Below are 19,355 nucleotides of genomic sequence, written 5' to 3' on the forward strand. Positions count from 1 at the left end.
CCCGCGGACCGGCCCGTTCTTTGCTGTCTGGGCGCCGGTCTTCCTATTTGCCGAAGCTGCGCAGCCGCAGCGAGTTGCCGACCACCAGCACCGAGCTCGCCGCCATCGCCGCCCCGGCGATCATGGGGTTGAGCAGTCCGAAGGCTGCCACCGGGATGCCGACCGCGTTGTAGAAGAACGCCCAGAACAGGTTGGTCTTAATGGTCGCCAGCGTCCGCCGGGAGAGTTCGACGGCGGTGGCCACCTGTCCCAGGCTGCTGCCCATCACGGTCAGGTCTGCCGCTTCCATGGCGACGTCGGTGCCGGATCCCATCGCGATCCCCAGATCCGCCTGGGCCAGTGCCGCGGCGTCGTTCACGCCGTCCCCGGCCATCGCCACGGTGCGTCCCTGTGCCTGGAGCCGTCGGACGGCGTCGACCTTCCCTTCGGGACGGACATCGGCAAGCACATCCTCGGCCGGGATTCCCACCTGTTCCGCGACCTGGGCGGCCACCACCGCGTTGTCGCCGGTCAGCAGCACCGGGTGCAGGCCCAGGCTGCGGAACCGTGCAATCGCCTCCGCGGAGCCTTCCTTGACGGTGTCCTGCAGGCTGATGATTCCCGCCGCCCGGTCATCGACCGCCACCAGGACGGCAGTGGCGCCGGCGTCCTGCTCTTCCCGCAGCGCGGCGTAGGCAGCATCCGGCAGGTCTACCCCGTTTTCGTCCAGCCAGGCCGGGCGTCCGGCCACGATGCGGTGTCCGTCCACGGTGCCGCGGACTCCCCCGCCCGGCGCTGAATCGAAGTCGGTGACCGGCACGGTGCCTGGACCGGAACGTGCGGACGCGGCGATGGCCCGGGCAATCGGGTGCTCCCCGGCATCCTCGACCGAGCCGGCCAGGCGCAGCAGGTCATCCGCGGTGAAATCCGCTGATTCATTGTCCAGCAGCCGGATCCCGGCCACGGACAGCCGGCCCGAGGTAATGGTGCCGGTCTTGTCCAGCACGATGGTGTCCACTGTCCGGGTGTCCTCCAGCACCTGGGCGCCCTTGATCAGGATGCCCAGCTGCGCGCCGCGGCCGGTTCCGGTCAGCAGGCCCACCGGGGTGGCGAGGCCGAGGGCACACGGGCAGGCGATCACCAGCACCGTGACGGCGGCAGTGAAGGCTGCCTGCAGGTCGCCGGTCAGGAGCATCCACAACACGAAGGTCAGGACCGCGATTCCGAGGACCACCGGCACGAACACGGCACTGATCCGGTCCGCAAGCCGGGCGATCGGCGCCTTGGACGACTGGGCGTCGCTGACGAGGCGGCCCATCTGCGCCAGGGTGGTCTCGCTGCCTACCCGGGTGGCCCGCACCAGCAGGCGGCCGGAGGTGTTGATGGTGGCGCCCGTGACCGGGCTGTTGACATCCACCTCCACGGGCAGCGACTCGCCGGTGATCAGGGAAGCATCCACCGCCGAGCGGCCCTCGAGTACCACGCCGTCAGCCGGTATCTTTTCCCCGGGCCGGACAACGAATACGTCGCCGACTTCAAGCCGGTCCGCCGGGATGCGGACTTCCGATCCGTCCCGCAGCACTGTCGCGTCCTTGGCGCCCAGGTTCAGCAGTGCCTTCAGCGCATCCGTTGCCTTGGTTTTGGCGTTGGCCTCCAGGTAGCGGCCCAGCAGCAGGAAGGTGACCACCACCGAGGCGACCTCGAAGTACAGGTGCGGGTCCGATCCCATGCCCGGATCAGACGTGATTCCCGGATCGACGGCCAGCTGGCCTACCGAGAACAGGTAGGCCGCCGCGACGCCGATGGAGACCAGGGTGTCCATGGTGGAGGCAAGGTGCCGGGCATTGATGGCCGCGGCCCGGTGGAAGGGCCACGCGGACCAGGTCACCACGGGCAGGGCGAGCAGCGCCACCACCCAGCCCCAGTTCGGGAATGCCAGTGCGGGAACCATGGAAATGAGCAGGACCGGAACGCTGAGGACCGCTGCCAGGATCAGCCGGGGACGCAGCTGTGCGGCAGTCCCGCCGTGGGACAGGTGGTCTTCAGCGGACATGTGGTCGTCGCCGGCCGTGTGGTTGTCACCGTGTTCCACCGGCGTGTTATCCCCGGCGCCCGCTCCCGGTGCCGCGGCGGCGTGCCCCCCGTGGGCGGAAGGCCGGACAGGCTGCCGGGTTTTCAGCCGGGCGTTGTAACCGGCGGCATTAACGGCGTCGACAAGCTGCTGGTCTGACACGGCTGCGGGGGCGGTGACCCGCGCACTTTCCAGCGGCAGGTTGACTGACGCCTCGACGCCGTCGATCTTTCCGAGCCTGCGCTCCACCCGCGCCACGCAGGAAGCGCAGGTCATGCCCTGGATCTCAAGTTCGACTGCCCTGGTTGCCGCTTGTTCGCGAGTGTCCATGATGGTTCCCTTCTCCTACTTCCTGTGCGCAGTATCCGCTGCGTTGCGCATGGTGCAGCCGCTACGCGTCGGCGTCGACCACCAGGTAACCGGCTTCCGCAACCGCTTCGCCCAGTTCGGCGGTGCTAAGGCTGCGGTTCGCGGTGACAGTAGCGGTTGAGATGCCGCCCGCGTTCAGGTCCACGGTGACCTTGTCGACGCCGTCGAGTGCCTCCAGTTCCTCGGTCACGGAGGCGACGCAGTGGCCGCAGGTCATGCCTGAGATGTTCAGTGTGGTGGTTTCCATGTGAATCTTCTTCCTTGGATGGGTGAATGGATCGGGTGCCGGTCCTAGCGCAGCAGCCGGCCGATGGCGTCGGCAGCTTCCTGGACCTTGGCGGTCACAATCTCGGGGTTGCCGGTCCGCTCGGATTCCTGCGCTGCGTCTACCAGGCAGTGCGACATGTGGTCCTGGACCAGCCCCAGGCTGACCGCGTGCAGCGCCTTGTTGATGGCCGCGACCTGGGTGAGGATGTCGATGCAGTATTTGTCCTCCTCGACCATGCGGGCAATTCCCCGCACCTGTCCCTCAATCCGGCGCAGCCGGCGGAGGTAGGCGTCTTTATCCGACGCGTAACCATGCGGCCCGTCGTGGGTCTCCACGGTGTCCGGAACGTTCTGCGTGACTGCGTCCATTGCCTCAGCTCCAATCCTTGACTGCCTCCAAGGTATACCCTGCCGGGGTATCGATTCAAGTACCCCTAGGGGGTATTTATTCCCGGATGGGCGGCGTCCTGCCAGTAAGGTGGATTCCGTGGCACACAGTGAACTCTCGACAGCAAGCCAGGATTACCTGAAGGTCATTTGGACCGCGCAGGAATGGACGGATGAACCCCTGACGGTGTCCGCGCTGTCCGTCCACATGGGCTTCTCGCCGTCGTCGGTCTCCGAGGCGGTAAAGAAGCTCACCGGCCAGGGCCTGTTGACGCACGCCCGCTACGGGTCGATTGCGCTGACGGACGCGGGCGAGAAGGCTGCCGTGGGCATGGTCCGCAGGCACCGGCTGATCGAGACGTTCCTCGTGGAGTACCTGGGCTACCGCTGGGACGAAGTGCACGACGAAGCCGAACACCTCGAGCACGCCGTATCGGACAAGATGGTGGATGCCCTGGCGGCGCGCCTCGGCAATCCCGTGCGTGACCCGCACGGCGACCCCATCCCGGCCCGCGACGGCAGTTTCCCCGTACTGGACGCACAGCGCCTGAGCCGGTGCGAACCCGGTACCCGCGGAACGGTGGCCCGCGTCTCCGACAACGAACCCGAACTGCTGCGCTACCTGGCCGGGCTGGGGCTCCATCTGGACACCATGGTGTCCGTGGTGCAGCGCCAGCCGTATGCCGGCACGCTGACTATTGAAACCGGGGGCCGGACGCTGGACCTGGGCCTGCCCGCAGCGGAAGCCATCTGGATCCTCAAGGTCCCGGCCACGTCCCCGGAAACGGCCGCGTCGGACCGGTAGCGCGACCTTCCCGCGGCCCCTGCTACAGGACCGTCTTGTCGAAGACCACTTCCCGGTGCGTGGGCTTATAGCCCAGGCTTTCGTAAAGTCCCAAGGCACCGGACGGGTTCTCCGTGTCCACGCCGAGCCCGGCGTTGTCCATGCCGCCCTCCCGGAACCGGCGCATTGCTTCACGCAGCATCGCCGGAGCAAGTTTCCGTCCCCGCCAGTCCCGCCGCACGCCGAGGAGCATGGTGTAGCCCTCGTTGTAGCCGTGGATGTCCTTGCTCTCCGGATCGAAGCTCGCCAACTGGTAGGCGGCAACCTCGCCGGAGCCGGTGTCCACCACCGCGAAGCTCCAGTCCGGCCGGAACTGGGGATGGTCGATGGTGAATCCCCACCGCTCCTTGTTCCGTGGCTCGCTCCCCCAGTGGTCCTTGAACGCTTCGTTATGCGCCCGGCGCACGGCGTCGGAGATCTCCGGGTCGAAGGTGCGGAATTCCATCCCCTCCGGCAGTACGGCGTCGGGCAGGCCGCCCGTCAGCGGTCGGCTCATCTCGGTGAAGTAGCGCACCACCTCGGCGCCCTCGGACTGCAGCAGCGCCACCTGGGAGGCATTGGATTCCTCGGCGTAGGTGCGCAGCACACCGTGTTTCCGGTGCTCCGTGAGCAGCCGCTGGCGCAGGCGGGTTTCCTGCCAGCGGTAGACCTTCGCACCGATGCCCCGGCGCCGCCACTGCGGGTCGACGCCGCCGAAGCCGGAGCCGGTCTCCGAACCGGGGTTCACGGCGATCCGGCCGTACGCCCGGGCCGCACCGGTTTTGTCCAGCCCGATCAGCGTGTCCTTTGCGGGATCCCCGGAGGTGGTTTCCAGCGCCTGCTCCAGGTCCCTGCGGTCCTCCACCCATCCGGGTTTGTCCACCTCCGCCATCCGGCGGATCAGGGCGTACCAGGCGTCGACGTCATCGGCTCCGATGGAGCGCCAGCGCAGGCCGGTTTCCGGCCCGGGGAACAGGGGTGGGGAGGGCGTCTGCATCCATCCACCCTAGGACATCAGCACCGCTCCCAGCGAGATTTCCCGCCCGCACCAGGCTGCGTCGGCCGGATTATGGGTTACCACCACCACTGCCTTGCCCTGCAGTCCGGATTTCAGGTCGGCCATCAGCTGCGCCCCCGCCTCCGCGTCCAGGTGGGCCGTGGGCTCATCCAGGAGCACGACGTCGGCCTCGGCGAGCAGCGCACGGGCCACGGCAAGCCGCTGGCGCTGGCCGCCGGAGAGGAAATGCCCGCCGGCGCCGATGGCTGTATCCAGGCCCTCGGGCAGTGTGTCGAACAGCGGTCCCAGGCCCACAGCACGGAGCGAGCCGATCATTTCGGCTTCCGTCGGCGCGAGGGTGCGGTCACGGGCCAGGAGCAGGTTGCCGCGGAGGGTCGAGTCGAACAGGTGCGCCTCCTGCGGGCACCACGCCATCCGCCGGGCTGCCTGCGGGACCGACTGCGCAGGAACGCCGTTGATCAGATAGGTACCGCTTCGGGGCGGCAGGAAGCCGAGCAGCACGCCGAGCAGCGTGGATTTGCCGCTGCCGGAGGGACCGGTGACGGCCACCCACTCCCCCGCGGAGACCGTGAGGTCCACGCCGGTCAGCACATCTGCGGCAGCACCGGGATAGCGGTACCGGATGTTATCCAGTTCCAGCACCTGGACCTTGCCGAAGCTCTCCCGGGCGGCGGTTTCCCCGGCGGTGTCATCGGGCGCGACGTCTTCCGTGCCCAGATCCGGCAGCACCTTGTCCCCCAGGGCGCGCCACGCGGAGAACTGCTGGATGGAGCCGTTGACTGCCACAAAAGGCTCAATCAGCGCCAGCTGCACCAGGACCACCACCGCGGCCACGGTGGCCGGACCGTCCTGCGACGCGCTGATCATGTAGAGCGCTGCAAGGGAGCAGGCCAGGGCGGTGACGGCATTGGCCAGGCCCTGGGCCCAGGCACTGCGCCGGACGGCCCGGGCCGCGGCTGCTTCGAACTGCTCCTGGCGGGCCAGCACCGGCCCCGAGCTCGAATTGGCTTCCAGGTCGGAAGCAGCCGTGAGCAGGCGGGCCATGGAAGACATGGACCGGGCCTGCAGGTTCACGGTGGCTGCACGGGCAGCGGAATCGGCGAACAGGGCCAGCAGCGGCGCAATGACCATCCCCACCACGGTCAGCGCCACCTGCACCGCCAGGCCTTCCGGGACCAGCAGCCAGGTCACTACACAGGCAGCGACGGCGGTGAGCAGACCGGTCAGGGGTGCGAAGACCACCCGGGGCGCGATGTCCCGCAGCTCGTCCACGTCACCCACCAGGCGTTCGAGGGCACCCGAACCCCGCGCCACGCGGCGCCAGCCTTCGGGGCGCTGCAGCAGCCCGTTCCAGAGCCGGACCCGCAGCGTGTTGGTGGCCCGGAAGACGGCGTCGTGCAGGGAGAGGCGCTCCAGGTACCGCAGCAATGCCCGGCCGATGCCGAAGAACCGCACCCCGACAATCGCCATGAGCAGGTACAGGATCGGCGGCTGTTCCGCGGCACGCACGATCAGCCAGGCGGACAGGGCCGTCAGGGCGACGGCGAACATGGTGGCACCCGTGCCCAGCACCAGCGCCAGGACGAACTGCCTGCTCCACGGCTTCAGCACCATGAGGTTCTTCCACAGCGGCTCATGGCCCGACGCCGGCTCCGCGGCCGTGTCGGCTGCGGAGCCGCCGGATGCCGGGCCGTCGGCTTTCCCGGGACCGGCGCCGGCAGCAGCTGCCGGGCCGGAGCCGGCAGGAATCCTTACCGGGGCGCTGCGGGCAGCGGCGGCCAGGGATGCCGCATGCTTGCCCTTGACCCGTTCCCGGGGCAGGCTTCCCCCCGCCGCCCCTTCAACCGGAATCACCGTGTCGGCGATGGCCGCGGTGGCGGCGTCGTGGGCTACCAGCAGCACGGTGGTCCGCCCCCGCAGCGCGGCGAGGGCGGCACGGACAGCCGAGGCGCTGCGCGAATCGAGGTGTGCGGTCGGTTCATCCGCCAGCAGGATCCGGACGCCGGGATTCCCGTCGATGCGGGCCAGTGCCCGCGCCACGGCCACCCGGCGCTGCTCGCCCGGACTCAGGTCCGCGGTGGCGGAATCGAGCAGGTGCCCGGCGTCGATGCGTTCGAGTGCCCGGCGGGCGGCCGTGCGCCCCGCGTTGTCCGGGCTTTCGGCAGCGCCGGAACCGGTCACCGGTAGACCCGCGTAGAGGGCTATCTCCGCGGCAACGGTGTCCTCGACCAGGACGGGGTGCTGGGGTATCCACGCCTGCGTTTCGCGGCTGATGCCCTGCACGGTGCCGTCCAGCCGGGTGTCGCCGCCGTTCCGCCGGAGCCCGGCCAGGACTTCCAGCACGGAGGTTTTTCCCGCCCCGCTGGAACCGGTCAGGGCGGCAACGGCACCTGCCGGGACCGTGAAGCTGAGGTCCTCCACGGCAGGATGCGGCCGGCCTTCGTAGGCGATAGTCAGGTTCCTGACCACGAGCGCCGACCCGGCGGTTTCCTCAGCGGCGGCTGAAGCGTCCGCCAGCGGCACGGCCGCGGGTGCGTCCAGCACCGCGTTGGTCCGGTTCAGCGCTTCGAGGCCGTCCTCGCTGGCGTGGTGGGCGGTGCCCAGGTCACGCAGCGGCTGGTAGCACTCGGGTGCAAGGATCAGGGCCAGCAGCCCCAATTCCAGCGGCATGCCCCCGTGCACCAGCCGGACACCGATGAATACCGCCACCAGGGCCACCGAGATAGTGGCAATGAGTTCCAGCGCCAGCGAGGACATAAACGCCACCCGCAGGGTTGCCAGCGTTGTGGTGCGGTAGCGGTCGGCGACGTCGCGCAGTGCCCGGGTCTGCGCACGGGCGCGGCCGAGGCCCACCAGCACGGGCAGGCCCTTGGCGAGTTCCAGCATGTTGTCCGAGAGCCGGTTCAGTGCGTCCACCGCGGCGGCGGTCTTGTCCTCGGTGTGCAGGCCGATCAGGATCATAAAGACCGGAATGAGCGGGACGGTCAGCACGATCGTGACGGCGCTGATCCAGTCCGCGGCGAGGATGCGGGCACCCACCAGCAGGGGGACGACGGCGCAGGTCACCAGTGCGGGCAGGTACTTGGAGTAGTAATTGTCCAGCCCGTCCAACCCGCGGGTCAGCAGGACGCTCAGGGCGCCGCTGCCCATCCCCGGGACGGTGCCGCCGTCGGCCAGTACCCGCTCGGACAGCTGCCGGCGCAGTTCGTCCTTCACCCCCGCGGCCGCACGCTGGGCCACGGTGTCCTGGCCCCATACGGCCACGGACCTCAGCACCGCGCCGGCGGTGCCGAGCAGGAACACGCGGTTCCACTCCGGGCCGCCGGCGGCCAGGCCGGCGATGCCGCTGGCTACGGCGTCGGCCAGCAGCACCAGCCCCGCGGCCTTGATGGCTGCGAGCAGCCCGAGGAGGTACAGCGCGCGGCGGCTGGTGGCACTGACCGGAAGAACCGGCTTCACTGCGGTTTGAAACTGTGGGGGGCGGGGATGGACTCGGTGGTGACCCGCTTACGGAACACCCAATAGGTCCAGCCCTGGTACAGCACCACTACCGGCAGGCCGAACAGGGCCACCCAGCTCATGACCTTAAGGGCGTAGGGGGAAGCGGAGGCGTTTTCCACCGTCAGGTTCCACGCGGCATCCAGCGTGGAGGGCAGCACCACGGGGTACATGGAGGCGAAGATGGTCGCCGCTCCGGCCACCAGGAAGATCCCGAGGCTGATGAAGCTCAGGCCGTCACGGCCCCGGCGGGCGTAGAGCCAGGCCAGGAGGGCTCCCACCACGGCAATCACCAACAGGGGCAGGGTCTCCACCTTGGCGTTCATGATCTGCACAATGATGGCCCAGGCCGCCAAGGGCAGGATGCCCACGGGCAGCCAGCGCGTCACGATGCGCTTGGCGCGGTCACGGATCTGTCCGTCGGTCTTGAGCATCAGGAAAACGAGGGCGTGAACCAGGCAGAAGGCCACTACGGCCACTCCGCCCAGCACCGCGTACGGAGTCAGCCAGGCGAATGCCCCGCCCACGCGGTCGCCGTTCGCATTCAGCGGCAGGCCTGTGGTGGTCAGTCCGAGCGCGGCGCCGACGCCGAAGGCCGCCGCGAAGGAGCCCAGGGCCAGGCCCCAGTCCCAGCGGTTGCGCCAGCTGTCACTGTCATGCTTGCCGCGGTACTCGATGGACACGGCCCGGAAGATGAGCCCCAGCAGCACAATGACCAGGGGGATGTACAGGGCGGAGAACAGCGAGGCGTACCACATCGGGAACGCCGCGAAAGTCATTGCACCGACCGTGATCAGCCAGACTTCGTTGCCGTCCCACACGGGGCCGATGGTGTTCAGCAGTACCCGGCGGTCTTTCTCATCACGGGCCATCAGCTTCATAAGCATGCCGACCCCGAGGTCGAAGCCCTCCAGGAAAAGGTACCCGACCCATAGGAAGGCAATCACGATAAACCAGAACAGCGGTAGCGACATTACTTTCAGAGCTCCAGAAGTGCCGGTGTCCGGCAGATTGCAGGGTGGAGGACCCGGAGGGCGGCCGCGTGCACGGCCTCCCCCCGGGGCGCCTTAGTAGGCAAAGTCGAGGACATCATGCTTCTTCGTTCCTGGGCTGCCGTCCGGATCGCCGCCGGCGGAGTCCAGGCCGCCCGTGCCGCCGTCGTCGCCGCCCAGCAGGTCCGGCATCGCTGCCGGGACGCCGCCGCGGACGAACTTGAACAGCAGCCGCACCTCCACGATCAGCAGGGCCAGGTACACGACGGTGAATGTGATGACGGAGAACAGCAGTTCCGCCATGCTCACACCCGGCGAGACGGCTGCTGCTGTGAACATGAAGACGCCGTCGGTACCGGTGGGGTTCGGAGCCACCACAAACGGCTGGCGGCCCATTTCGGTGAAGATCCAGCCTGCGGAGTTGGCGCCGAACGGTGCCAGGATGCCGAAGACGGCCAGGCGCATCAGCCACTTGGATTCGGGGACGGTGCCCTTGCGGACCGCCCACAGGGCGTAGGCCGCGGCGACGGCGGCAACGCTGCCGAAGCCGATCATGATGCGGAAGCCCCAGTAGGTGACGGCGAAGTTCGGCGTGTAGTCGATTTCCATGCCGGAGTTGGTGCCGTACATTTCGTTGTCCGGCAGGTGGGTGCCGTAGGCATCGCGGTACTCATCCAGCAGGGTGTTTACGCCCCGGATTTCAGTGTCGAAGTCGCCGTTGGCAAGGAAGGACAGCATGCCTGGAATTTCGACCAGGGTGTCCACGTCTTCACAGTTCTCCGCACCGGGGTCACCGATGGACAGGACTGAGAAGCCGGTGCCGTCATGGCACGCTGCCTCCGCAGCCGCCATCTTCATGGGCTGCTGCTCGAACATCAGCTTGCCCTGCAGGTCACCGCTGACGGCGACGCCGGCGAAGGAGATCATGGCGACGACGGCGCCGATGCGCAGGGACCGCAGCCACACGGTGTGGTCGGTCTTGTCACGGCCCGTTTCGGGCCGTTCGCCCACCACCACGTTGCCCTTGGCATCCACGGTGTCGATGCCGTCGCGGCGCCGCTTCCAGAGGTGGTACCAGGCGATGCCGAGCAGGAATCCGCCGGCAACGGCAAAGGCACCGAAGATTGTGTGCGGGAACGCGACGAGGAGGGTGTTGTTGGTCAGGACGGCCCAGATGTCGTTCATGACCGGGCGGCCGTCCACCATTTCCACGCCCACGGGGTGCTGCATCCAGGAGTTGGCGGCGAGGATGAAGTAGGCCGAGAGCATGGAGGCGAGCGTGGTGATCCAGATGCACGCCAGATGGATCTTCGGGGGCAACCTCTTCCAGCCGAAGATCCACAGTCCCAGGAACACTGATTCCGTGAAGAACGCCAACAGTGATTCCAGTGCCAGCGGGGCGCCGAAGACGTCGCCGACGAAGCGGCTGTACTCGCTCCAGGCCATCCCGAATTGGAACTCCTGAACCAGGCCGGTGGCCAGGCCCAGGATGAAGTTAATGAGGAACAGCTTGCCCCAGAACTTCGTCATTCGCAGGTACTGCTCTTTGCCGGTGCGCACCCAGGCTGTCTGCATGGCTGCCACCACAATCCCCAGCCCAATGGTCAGCGGGACCATGAGGAAGTGGTAGACGGTCGTGATGCCGAACTGCCACCGGGCGATATCCAGTGCTTCCACGCTTATGTCCTTCAGCTTGAGGAACGACTTCTACACGACGTAGAATTCCTTACTTCTACACAGCGTAGAACAACTTTCGCAAGATTTCTACGTGATGTAGAACAAACGATCGAAACGCGGTACATTAGTAAGTCTGGACCCGACACGGGGGTCCGCGGGGGATCTCGATCGAAAAAGGATGCACATGGCAACGCTCGGTGAGTTGGAACGCGCAATGATGGATCTGCTCTGGGAATCAAACGAAGCAGCAACCGCCAATGAACTTCGCGAGAAACTCGCGCAGCGTGAGGATTCCGCTGACGGCAAGGGTCTCGCTGTCACCACCGTGCTGACCGTGCTCTCACGGCTGGAAAAGAAGTCGCTGGTCCAGCGTGAACGCGACATCCGCCCCCACCGCTACCGTGCCGTGACCAGCCGCGCCGAACACACGGCCGAACTCATGCATGAAGCCCTCGGCACCGCCAATGACCGCGAAGCCGTGCTGGCCCGGTTCGTCGGTTCCGTCTCCGACACCGAGGCTGAAATGCTGCGCAGGCTGCTCGGCGCCTAGGCACCGGCACCTGCGGTGTTCTGGGCCTCCTATGCTTTGGCGGCGCTGGCGATCGTGCTGGCGTGGCCCGTTCCGATTCTTCTCTCGCGGGCAGCCTGGCCGGCCCGCTCCCCTTTCACCGCCATGGTCCTGTGGCAGGCGATAGCCCTTGCGGGCGGTCTGTCCATGATCGGAGCCATGCTGACCTGGGGCCTGGAGCCGCTCGGGGACAATCTCCTGGCCGGACTCCACGGCTTATGGCGCATCCTTCTGCAGGGCGCCCCGGCCAGCACCCTCGGACTGGTCCACGTTTTCGCGCTCAGCGCCGCAATGCTGCTCAGCGCCCACTTGGTGTTCACCCTGCTGCTGACGTACTACCGGATCCTCCGCGGCCGGCATCGGCACCGGGACATGCTCAACCTGCTCAGTTCCCCTTCCGCCGACACGCCTGCCACCCTGGTCATCCAGCATCCAACCCCGGTGGCCTACTGCCTGCCCGGCGGCGCGCGGTCCGTCACCGTCCTCTCCGACGGTCTGCTGAACATGCTCTCCGAGGATGAGCTTTCCGCGGTGCTCACCCATGAACGCGCGCATCTGGCCCAGCACCACCACCTGCTGCTGTGGGCCTTCGCGGCCTGGCGTGCGGCCCTGCCGTGGCTGCCGACATCGATGCTGGCCCAGCACTCGGTGAACGAGCTGATCGAAATGCTCGCCGACGACGAGGCGCTGCGGAAGGTGGACCGGATGACGCTCGTCCGCGCCGTGGCAATTGTCGGGTCCGGGTCCCCCGCGGTACCCGGGGCACCGAAGTCCCCGGCCGTACAGCAGGACAGCCTGCGCGGGACGCCCCCGCTGGCTTTGGGTGCCCCCGAGGGGTCAGAGCCGCTGGGTATTGCCGGCAGGCTCAGCCGCTTGCTCACACCGCAGCCGCCCCTGCCCCGCTGGCAGCAGTGGAGCGTGCTGTGCCTCTCGGCCCTGCTGCTGGCGGTACCGACCACCCTGCTGATCGCCCCGGGGCTGCTGCAGGATTAGGTCGGGCACGCCTCGTGAGATGCGGACCGCGGCCCACCGGCCTGCTTCCCCGGGCACGGGTCCCGGCTAGGCGTCGATCCGGTCCCGGTCCAGCATGGCCGCGCCGGCGATGATGAAGTCCTTGCGCGGCGCCACGTCGCTGCCCATCAGGAGTTCGAATGCCTGCTCGGCGGCAGCCGCCTCCGAAATCCGGACCCTCCGCAGGGTGCGGTGCCGGGGATCCATGGTGGTCTCGGCCAGCTGGCCCGCGTCCATCTCGCCCAGGCCCTTGTAGCGCTGGATCGGTTCCTTGTAGCGCTTGCCTTCCTTTTCCAGGCGGGCAAGGACCTGGTGCAGTTCCTTTTCGCTGTAGGTGTAGACCATCTCATTGCTCTTGGAGCCTGCGTTGATGACCTCCACCCGGTGCAGCGGCGGAACGGCCGCATAGACGCGTCCGGCGTCCACCAGCGGGCGCATGTAGCGGAAGAACAGCGTGAGCAGCAGGGTCCGGATATGGGCGCCGTCGACGTCTGCATCGGTCATGAAAATGACCTTGCCGTACCGGGCCGCGTCGAGCTGGAAGCTGCGGCCGGAACCGGCCCCCACCACCTGGATCAGCGCCGCGCACTCGGCATTGGACAGCATGTCCGCCACCGACGCCTTCTGCACGTTCAGGATCTTGCCGCGGATGGGCAGCAGCGCCTGATAGTCCGAGGACCGGGCAAGTTTGGCCGTGCCCAGGGCGCTGTCGCCTTCCACGATGAACAGTTCAGAGCGTTCCTGGTCATCGATCCGGCAGTCCGCCAGCTTGGCGGGCATGGTGGAGGTTTCCAGCGCGTTCTTCCGGCGCTGGGTCTCCTTGTGCACCCGGGCGGAGATCCGGGACTTCATCTCCGCCACCACCTTTTCCAGCAGCTGCGAAGACTGCGCCTTGTCGGCGCGCGCCGTGGAGTTCAACCGGGCGGTGATTTCCTTCTCCACCACCTTGCTCACAATGGCCCTTACGGCGGAGGTGCCGAGGATTTCCTTGGTCTGGCCCTCGAACTGCGGTTCGGCGAGGCGGACCGTCAGCACAGCCGTGAGCCCGGCGAAAACGTCGTCCTTTTCGATCTTGTCGTTGCCGGCCTTGAGTTTGCGGGCGTTGGCTTCAATGACCTTGCGGAAGGTCTTGAGCAGGCCCTGCTCGAAGCCGGTCTGGTGCGTTCCGCCCTTGGGTGTGGCAATGATGTTCACGAACGAGCGGATATTGGTTTCGTAGCCGATCCCCCAGCGCAGGGCGATATCCACCTCCGCCTCGCGTTCAATCTCTGTGATCCGGCTATGTCCGCTTTCATCGAGTACGGGCACGGATTCCTTGAACTTGCCGGAACCGTGCAGGCGCCAGATATCGGTGACGGCGGCGTCGGCGGCCAGATAGTCGACGAACTCGGCGATCCCGCCGTCGTGATGGAAGACTTCCTCCACGGGACCGTTCTCGCCCGGGGTTCCGGGCAGGCGCCGTTCATCGCGCAGGGTGATGCGCAGCCCGGGGACCAGGAAGGAAGTCTGGCGGGCACGGGCCTGGAGTTCGGTGTAGGAGAACTTGGCGTCCGGCGTGAAGATCTGCCGGTCGGCCCAGTACCGGATGCGCGTGCCCGTGACGCCGCGCTTGGCCTTACCCACAACTTCAAGGCGCGAGCTGTCCAGGAACGGAGAGAACTTGGCCTCGGGGCCGGGCTTTCTGCCGGTGTCGTCGAAGTGCCCGGGCTCGCCGCGGCGGAAGGCCATCTGGTACGTCTTGCCCGCCCGGTCCACCTGCACGTCGAGTCGGGAGGAGAGGGCGTTGACCACGCTGGCGCCGACACCGTGAAGGCCGCCGGAGGCAGCATAGGACCCGCCGCCGAACTTGCCGCCGGCGTGGAGCTTGGTGAAGACGACTTCGACGCCGGAGAGCCCGGTTTTCGGTTCGATGTCCACCGGAATCCCGCGGCCGTCGTCGTGGATCTCCACGGAACCGTCCGGGTGGAGGATGATCTTGATGCTCTGCCCGAAGCCGGCGAGGGCTTCATCGACGGAGTTGTCGATGATTTCCCAGAGACAGTGCATCAGGCCGCGGGAGTCGGTGGACCCGATGTACATGCCGGGACGCTTGCGGACGGCTTCCAACCCTTCCAGGACGGAAAGGTGCCGGGCAGTGTAATCGGAACTAGGGGGCGCCACGTGCGTTGAAACTCCTTGGTGTCGGCTGTTTCGCCGGTAGGGATAGCCGGGAACAATCAGGAACTCCTACAAGGTTAATCCCCGGCGGTGACACTTCCGCTCAACGACTCAGTTGCGTGAGTTTGCCCACGGTGGCCGCGCCGAAAGGGTACGCGTAGAGCGAAAGGCGGGCCAACCTGCAAGGGACGGGGTGTCAAAGGTGGTTATATGAAGTATCAACACCCTTGAGGAGGCAACTCATGACAGCAGCAGTAGCAACCCGTGAGCTGAACAGCCTGGACCGCTGCGACCGTTGCGGCGCACAGGCATACGTACGTGCCGTACTGGAATCCTCCGGTGGGGAACTGCTTTTCTGCGGGCACCACGCCCGTGCGGTGGAGGCGAACCTCCGTCCGCTCACTTCGGAATGGCAGGACGAGACCTCGCGCCTGAACGAGAAGGCACCGGTTTCTGCAGAGTAAACACGCAGGCGCCTGAATGGTCAGCGAAGCCACGGAGTAAAGTCCGCGTCGACGCGGCGTACCAAGCTTGAAGAAGTCCCCTTCCGGATCGGAAGGGGACTTCTTTTTGTCCAGCTGCATCTTGGTCCGCCGGGGCGCACACAACAGCACCCCGACCGCAGACGCGGATCGGGGTGCTGTTGGTGAAGCGGATTGCCGGCGAACCGGCAGGTGTCTAGTCCAGGTAGTCCCGCAGGACCTGCGACCGCGACGGGTGGCGCAGCTTGGACATGGTCTTGGATTCGATCTGGCGGATCCGTTCACGGGTCACGCCGTAAACCTTGCCGATTTCGTCCAGGGTCTTCGGCTGGCCGTCGGTGAGGCCGAAACGCATGGCAACAACGCCGGCTTCGCGCTCGGACAGCGTGTCCAGCACTGAATGCAGCTGCTCCTGCAGCAGCGTGAAGCTGACTGCATCGGCGGGAACCACGGCTTCGGAATCCTCAATGAGGTCGCCGAACTCGGAGTCGCCGTCTTCACCCAGCGGGGTGTGCAGGGAGATCGGCTCACGGCCGTACTTCTGCACCTCGACGACCTTTTCAGGGGTCATGTCCAGTTCCAGTGCCAGCTCTTCCGGCGCGGGCTCGCGGCCCAGGTCCTGGAGCATCTGGCGCTGCACACGGGCCAGCTTGTTAATGACTTCCACCATGTGCACCGGGATGCGGATGGTGCGGGCCTGGTCTGCCATGGCGCGGGTGATGGCCTGGCGGATCCACCACGTTGCGTACGTGGAGAACTTGAAGCCCTTGGTGTAGTCGAACTTCTCTACGGCGCGGATGAGGCCAAGGTTGCCTTCCTGGATCAGGTCCAGGAAGAGCATGCCGCGGCCGGTGTAACGCTTGGCCAGCGACACTACGAGGCGCAGGTTGGCTTCGAGCAGGTGGTTCTTGGCGCGCTTGCCGTCATGGGAGACCCACTGAAGCTCACGCTTGAGCTTGGGATCCATGTCGGGATCCGCCGCCATCTTCTCTTCGGCGTACAGGCCGGCTTCGATCCGCAGTGCGAGGTCGACTTCCTGCTCGGCGTTCAGCAGGGCGACCTTACCGATCTGCTTCAGGTAGTCCTTGACCGGGTCGGCCGTGGCACCGGCGGAGACGACCTGCTGGGCAGGGGCGTCGTCGTCGTCGGCATCCGAGTACACGAAACCGGATCCGGTGGGTGCTGCTGCAGTGTCTGCACCTTCGACGGCGTCTGCGTCCGGCTCTACGTCGGCAGAGTCAACCTCTTCATCAACCTCGGCCTTGGCAGCCTTGGCGGTCTTCGCAGCGGTCTTTCGTCCAGCTGCAGTGGTGCCGGCCTTCGCCGGAGCCTTCCGGGCAGCCGGCTTGCGGGCCGTCTTGGCCGCGGTCTTTTCGCCGGAAGCAGCCTCCTTGTCGGCCACCGCTGACGGGGCCTCAGTTGCGGCAGTGCGCTTATTTGCAGTGTCAGTCTCTTCGACTGCAGTTGTCTTTCTCGGCGACACAGAAAACCTTTCATACGGCGGGTTGTGGCACCGCCATTGGGGGCAACACCACTATGACCCTGTCAAGTCCGTGATTCTATCCAAGTGTTTCGGTTTGGCTTGCTCTGAATAGAACACGCCGTGCCGGTGTATTGTTCCGCTGGCCACAAGGACTGGCAGTTCAAAGGACACTTGATACACGAACCCGACCGGGTCTCGGTTCCCATTGTCGCACGTTTTCCGTCCCGCCACAGCACCGGCGCACGTTATCGGCACACTCCGCGGGCCTGTTCCGCCGTGCGGCTTTTCCCCGCCGGTTCTCTTTCAGCACCGGTTCATCGGGGTCTCGGGCCAGCCGTCCGCCGTGCCCGGCCACGACCCGTCCCGGGAGCCGGTCCAGTCCGGGAGGATTCCCGTACCCAGCAGTTCGCGCAGCAGCAGCGCCAGGCGGTAGCCGGGGCACGCCTCGAGCGCGTGCTGCAGATGGACGTGGGCACGCGAGCCGCGCCCCCTGGCCCACTCCATCCAGGCCAGCAGCGAAAGCAGCGCCGCCTTGGCATCTTCGTCCGCGGCGGGCACGAGGTCCGAGAAAACGGCGTACGCCCGGTCCAGCAGGCTCCAGTCCGGGGCACCCCCTCGGCCCACCAGGATGCTGCGGAAGTCCGCAGCTGCCTTGGACTGCCTTCGAGGGCGCGGCAGCAGGGGAACGACGCCGGATGCTGCCGCTCCGCGATCTGCGGAACCGGGAAGGACCACGGGGTGGACCTGCCGGCGGACCAGGCCGTTGGCCTCTGCGCCGTAAACGGCGGCGGCTTGGCCCGCAGCAGTCAGGACCAGCAGGGCATCACGGATCCCGCGGTCAGAGAGGCTCGCCAGGAGAAACCCGGCACATTCGGGATCGCGGTGCAACGGGTTCCGGGAACCGGCGAACGGCTCGAACGCGTCTTCCGCATACGGTTCAGCACCCGTATCGAGGACGCCGCCGGCAAAACAGTTTCCCCATAGCTCCAGGGTGCGGTGGAACTGGTCCCGTTCACACCAATGCGCACCCACCTGTTCCCCAAAGCGTGCCCGGTTGTCCGCAACCTCGCCCTTGTTGGGCCACTGCAGCGGGAAAGACTCCCCCACCGCCCTTTCCAGCGACGCGGCAAAGGCACTTCCCCGGTACACCAGTTCCGTGTTCAGCATGCTGTCCGCAATCTGCGACCTGGGCGCCCCCGGCCAGGGGCAGCAGTCCGGTTGGGTGCAGAAATAGTCCCGCCAGGTGTCCGGCCCGACCAGCCAGCCATCCTGCAGCGGGATGCCGGCGGCGGCCAGGTCCTTCCCAAGGCGGCGGACCAGCGGCCGGTAGGGCGGATGCGCCGGGTCCTTCCAGGTCCGGTCCGTATACAGTGCCAGCAGCACGCCGTCAGCCTCGGTGTCGGCGGCCATGAACCGGCAGGCCGCGGCGGCATAGGCGGCATTCGCTCCGGCTTTGGCTCCCGGCCCCGGAGGCAGGTCCAGCCGCAGCGTCGCACCGAGCCGGCCGCCGCATAATGCCATCAGCACCAGGGACTCGCGCGGCTCGAAGCCCAGCGTGTGGGGAACCAGGCTGAGGATGTCCGCCGGAGCGTTGATGCGGTAGGGGTTGCGCGGGGTGCCGTCGGCCGGTTCTGTGCTCATGGCCCAAGGGTCCCCGGGAATCCGCGGTCGCTGCAGAGCAGGCCCGGGGCATGTGCATCCGGCGCCGGCTGAGCCGCCGCGTCGGCAGCCGTGGAGGAAGAGTGGAGGAAGAGTGGCCGGGTGCAACGCGGGCCGGCAGGCATGCCCGCCCGCCAGCCACGGAGAGGTCACTTCCAGCGGAAAACCTTCGCGGCCGGCACCGCGCATGCAACGGTCCAGACGAGCATCACGAGGAAGGGGGCAACCGTCACGGTTCCTCCGTACCAGGCGGCGGTCAGCGCCTGGGTCATGGCACCGAGCGGGGTGAAAGACGCAACCTGCCGGACGCCTTCCGGCATCAGCGGCCCGGGCGTCCATAACCCGGCGGTGAACATGCACCCCATAAACACCAGGAATCCGATGCCGTAGGCGTTCTGGGCGGTCCCGGCGAGGGCGGCAATGAGTGATCCCACGGCCATCATGGCAGCAACACCGAAAACCACCACGAGGACAACCACTCCGGGACTGCCCGGCATCCGACTGTCAAAGACAACCCTGGCGAGCAGGACGGTGACGGTCACCGCAACGGCGAGCGCTGCGCCGCTGACGATCCATTGGGCAAACAGGATGCGGTGCGCGCCGACGGGCGTCACGCCCAGCCGGCGCAGCACGCCGGTCTCCCGGTAACCGCTGATCGCGGACGGATAATTGGTCACCGCCACACTGGCCAGTGCCACCGCTATGGACAGCGGCACGAGCAGGTCAATGGGGCGCAGGGCCGCATAGACGGGATCCGTGCCTCCCAGCGGGACCCGCGTGTTGGGAATGACGAAGCCCTGGAGCAGCAGAATGGCCGAGGGCAGCACCAATGCCATGAAAATGCTCACCGGATTGCGCAGATACAGCGTCGCTTCCGTGCGCGTCAGGGCTCCCAGCGCCCGCATGCTCCACCT

15 protein-coding genes are annotated in these 19,355 nt (G+C 67.0%); 4 read left to right on the plus strand and 11 right to left on the minus strand.

The genetic code is table 11. The features are described 5' to 3' along the window. Window positions 1-43: 43 nt before the first annotated feature. From NNX35_RS10580 to NNX35_RS10590, 3 genes are all read right to left on the minus strand, one after another. On the minus strand, window positions 44-2,380 hold the full coding sequence (locus tag NNX35_RS10580; RefSeq protein WP_255867735.1) for a cation-translocating P-type ATPase: 2,337 nt from the start codon (window positions 2,378-2,380) through the stop codon (window positions 44-46). Window positions 2,381-2,441: 61 nt separating this feature from the next. Further along, complete coding sequence (locus tag NNX35_RS10585; RefSeq protein WP_255765870.1) at window positions 2,442-2,666, minus strand: heavy-metal-associated domain-containing protein; 225 nt, start codon at window positions 2,664-2,666, stop codon at window positions 2,442-2,444. 44 nt (window positions 2,667-2,710) lie between these two features. Next, window positions 2,711-3,055 carry a metal-sensitive transcriptional regulator gene (locus NNX35_RS10590; protein ID WP_255867736.1) on the minus strand — a complete coding sequence of 115 codons (345 nt, stop codon included), beginning with the start codon at window positions 3,053-3,055 and terminating at the stop codon, window positions 2,711-2,713. Between the two features lie 118 nt (window positions 3,056-3,173). Between NNX35_RS10590 and NNX35_RS10595 the strand changes: the two genes are divergently transcribed. Further along, window positions 3,174-3,878, plus strand: a complete 705-nt coding sequence (locus NNX35_RS10595; RefSeq protein ID WP_255765868.1) for a metal-dependent transcriptional regulator — start codon at window positions 3,174-3,176, stop codon at window positions 3,876-3,878. 22 nt (window positions 3,879-3,900) lie between these two features. Here NNX35_RS10595 and NNX35_RS10600 read toward each other — a convergent pair whose 3' ends face one another. The 4 genes from NNX35_RS10600 to NNX35_RS10615 form a co-directional block, all read right to left on the minus strand. Further along, window positions 3,901-4,893, minus strand: a complete 993-nt coding sequence (locus NNX35_RS10600) for a GNAT family N-acetyltransferase (RefSeq protein WP_255867737.1) — start codon at window positions 4,891-4,893, stop codon at window positions 3,901-3,903. A gap of 9 nt (window positions 4,894-4,902) precedes the next feature. Further along, window positions 4,903-8,373: a thiol reductant ABC exporter subunit CydD gene (gene cydD / locus NNX35_RS10605; protein ID WP_255867738.1), complete on the minus strand. Its 3,471-nt coding sequence runs from the start codon at window positions 8,371-8,373 to the stop codon at window positions 4,903-4,905. After that, the gene (gene cydB / locus NNX35_RS10610; protein WP_255863234.1) at window positions 8,370-9,386 is read right to left on the minus strand and encodes a cytochrome d ubiquinol oxidase subunit II; all 1,017 of its coding nucleotides are present in this window, start codon (window positions 9,384-9,386) and stop codon (window positions 8,370-8,372) included. The genes cydD and cydB overlap by 4 nt, the downstream gene beginning before the upstream one ends. A 93-nt stretch (window positions 9,387-9,479) precedes the next feature. Next, on the minus strand, window positions 9,480-11,081 hold the full coding sequence (locus NNX35_RS10615) for a cytochrome ubiquinol oxidase subunit I (protein ID WP_255765864.1): 1,602 nt from the start codon (window positions 11,079-11,081) through the stop codon (window positions 9,480-9,482). A 184-nt stretch (window positions 11,082-11,265) separates the two neighbouring features. Here NNX35_RS10615 and NNX35_RS10620 point away from each other — a divergent pair, with 184 nt between their 5' ends. Both NNX35_RS10620 and NNX35_RS10625 read left to right on the plus strand, forming a co-directional pair. Next, complete coding sequence (locus NNX35_RS10620) at window positions 11,266-11,631, plus strand: BlaI/MecI/CopY family transcriptional regulator (RefSeq protein WP_255765863.1); 366 nt, start codon at window positions 11,266-11,268, stop codon at window positions 11,629-11,631. 15 nt (window positions 11,632-11,646) lie between these two features. Next, on the plus strand, window positions 11,647-12,642 hold the full coding sequence (locus NNX35_RS10625) for a M56 family metallopeptidase (protein ID WP_255765862.1): 996 nt from the start codon (window positions 11,647-11,649) through the stop codon (window positions 12,640-12,642). 66 nt (window positions 12,643-12,708) lie between these two features. Here the strand turns inward: NNX35_RS10625 and NNX35_RS10630 are convergent, their stop codons facing one another. Further along, window positions 12,709-14,820, minus strand: coding sequence for a type IIA DNA topoisomerase subunit B (locus NNX35_RS10630; protein WP_255765861.1), 2,112 nt, complete (start codon window positions 14,818-14,820; stop codon window positions 12,709-12,711). 239 nt (window positions 14,821-15,059) lie between these two features. Here NNX35_RS10630 and NNX35_RS10635 point away from each other — a divergent pair, with 239 nt between their 5' ends. After that, window positions 15,060-15,281, plus strand: coding sequence for a hypothetical protein (locus NNX35_RS10635; protein WP_146362357.1), 222 nt, complete (start codon window positions 15,060-15,062; stop codon window positions 15,279-15,281). A 214-nt stretch (window positions 15,282-15,495) separates the two neighbouring features. Here NNX35_RS10635 and NNX35_RS10640 read toward each other — a convergent pair whose 3' ends face one another. The 3 genes from NNX35_RS10640 to NNX35_RS10650 form a co-directional block, all read right to left on the minus strand. Next, complete coding sequence (locus NNX35_RS10640) at window positions 15,496-16,782, minus strand: RNA polymerase sigma factor (RefSeq protein WP_227922484.1); 1,287 nt, start codon at window positions 16,780-16,782, stop codon at window positions 15,496-15,498. Window positions 16,783-17,085: 303 nt separating this feature from the next. Then, on the minus strand, window positions 17,086-18,423 hold the full coding sequence (locus tag NNX35_RS10645) for a DUF4192 family protein (protein ID WP_255867739.1): 1,338 nt from the start codon (window positions 18,421-18,423) through the stop codon (window positions 17,086-17,088). A gap of 167 nt (window positions 18,424-18,590) precedes the next feature. Then, on the minus strand, window positions 18,591-19,346 hold the full coding sequence (locus NNX35_RS10650; RefSeq protein ID WP_255867740.1) for an ABC transporter permease: 756 nt from the start codon (window positions 19,344-19,346) through the stop codon (window positions 18,591-18,593). Between the last annotated feature and the right edge of the window lie 9 nt (window positions 19,347-19,355).

The organism is Arthrobacter sp. zg-Y844, from assembly GCF_024385465.1.
GTDB lineage: Bacteria > Actinomycetota > Actinomycetes > Actinomycetales > Micrococcaceae > Arthrobacter_B.

What these genes read in the sequence shown, in the direction of transcription:
- NNX35_RS10580 (WP_255867735.1), bottom strand. Translation starts at nt 2,380, where the DNA reads ATGGACACTCGCGAACAAGCGGCAACCAGGGCAGTCGAACTTGAGATC.
- NNX35_RS10585 (WP_255765870.1), bottom strand. Translation starts at nt 2,666, where the DNA reads ATGGAAACCACCACACTGAACATCTCAGGCATGACCTGCGGCCACTGC.
- NNX35_RS10590 (WP_255867736.1), bottom strand. Translation starts at nt 3,055, where the DNA reads ATGGACGCAGTCACGCAGAACGTTCCGGACACCGTGGAGACCCACGAC.
- NNX35_RS10600 (WP_255867737.1), bottom strand. Translation starts at nt 4,893, where the DNA reads ATGCAGACGCCCTCCCCACCCCTGTTCCCCGGGCCGGAAACCGGCCTG.
- cydB (WP_255863234.1), bottom strand. Translation starts at nt 9,386, where the DNA reads ATGTCGCTACCGCTGTTCTGGTTTATCGTGATTGCCTTCCTATGGGTC.
- NNX35_RS10620 (WP_255765863.1), top strand. Translation starts at nt 11,266, where the DNA reads ATGGCAACGCTCGGTGAGTTGGAACGCGCAATGATGGATCTGCTCTGG.
- NNX35_RS10635 (WP_146362357.1), top strand. Translation starts at nt 15,060, where the DNA reads ATGACAGCAGCAGTAGCAACCCGTGAGCTGAACAGCCTGGACCGCTGC.
- NNX35_RS10645 (WP_255867739.1), bottom strand. Translation starts at nt 18,423, where the DNA reads ATGAGCACAGAACCGGCCGACGGCACCCCGCGCAACCCCTACCGCATC.
- NNX35_RS10650 (WP_255867740.1), bottom strand. Translation starts at nt 19,346, where the DNA reads ATGCGGGCGCTGGGAGCCCTGACGCGCACGGAAGCGACGCTGTATCTG.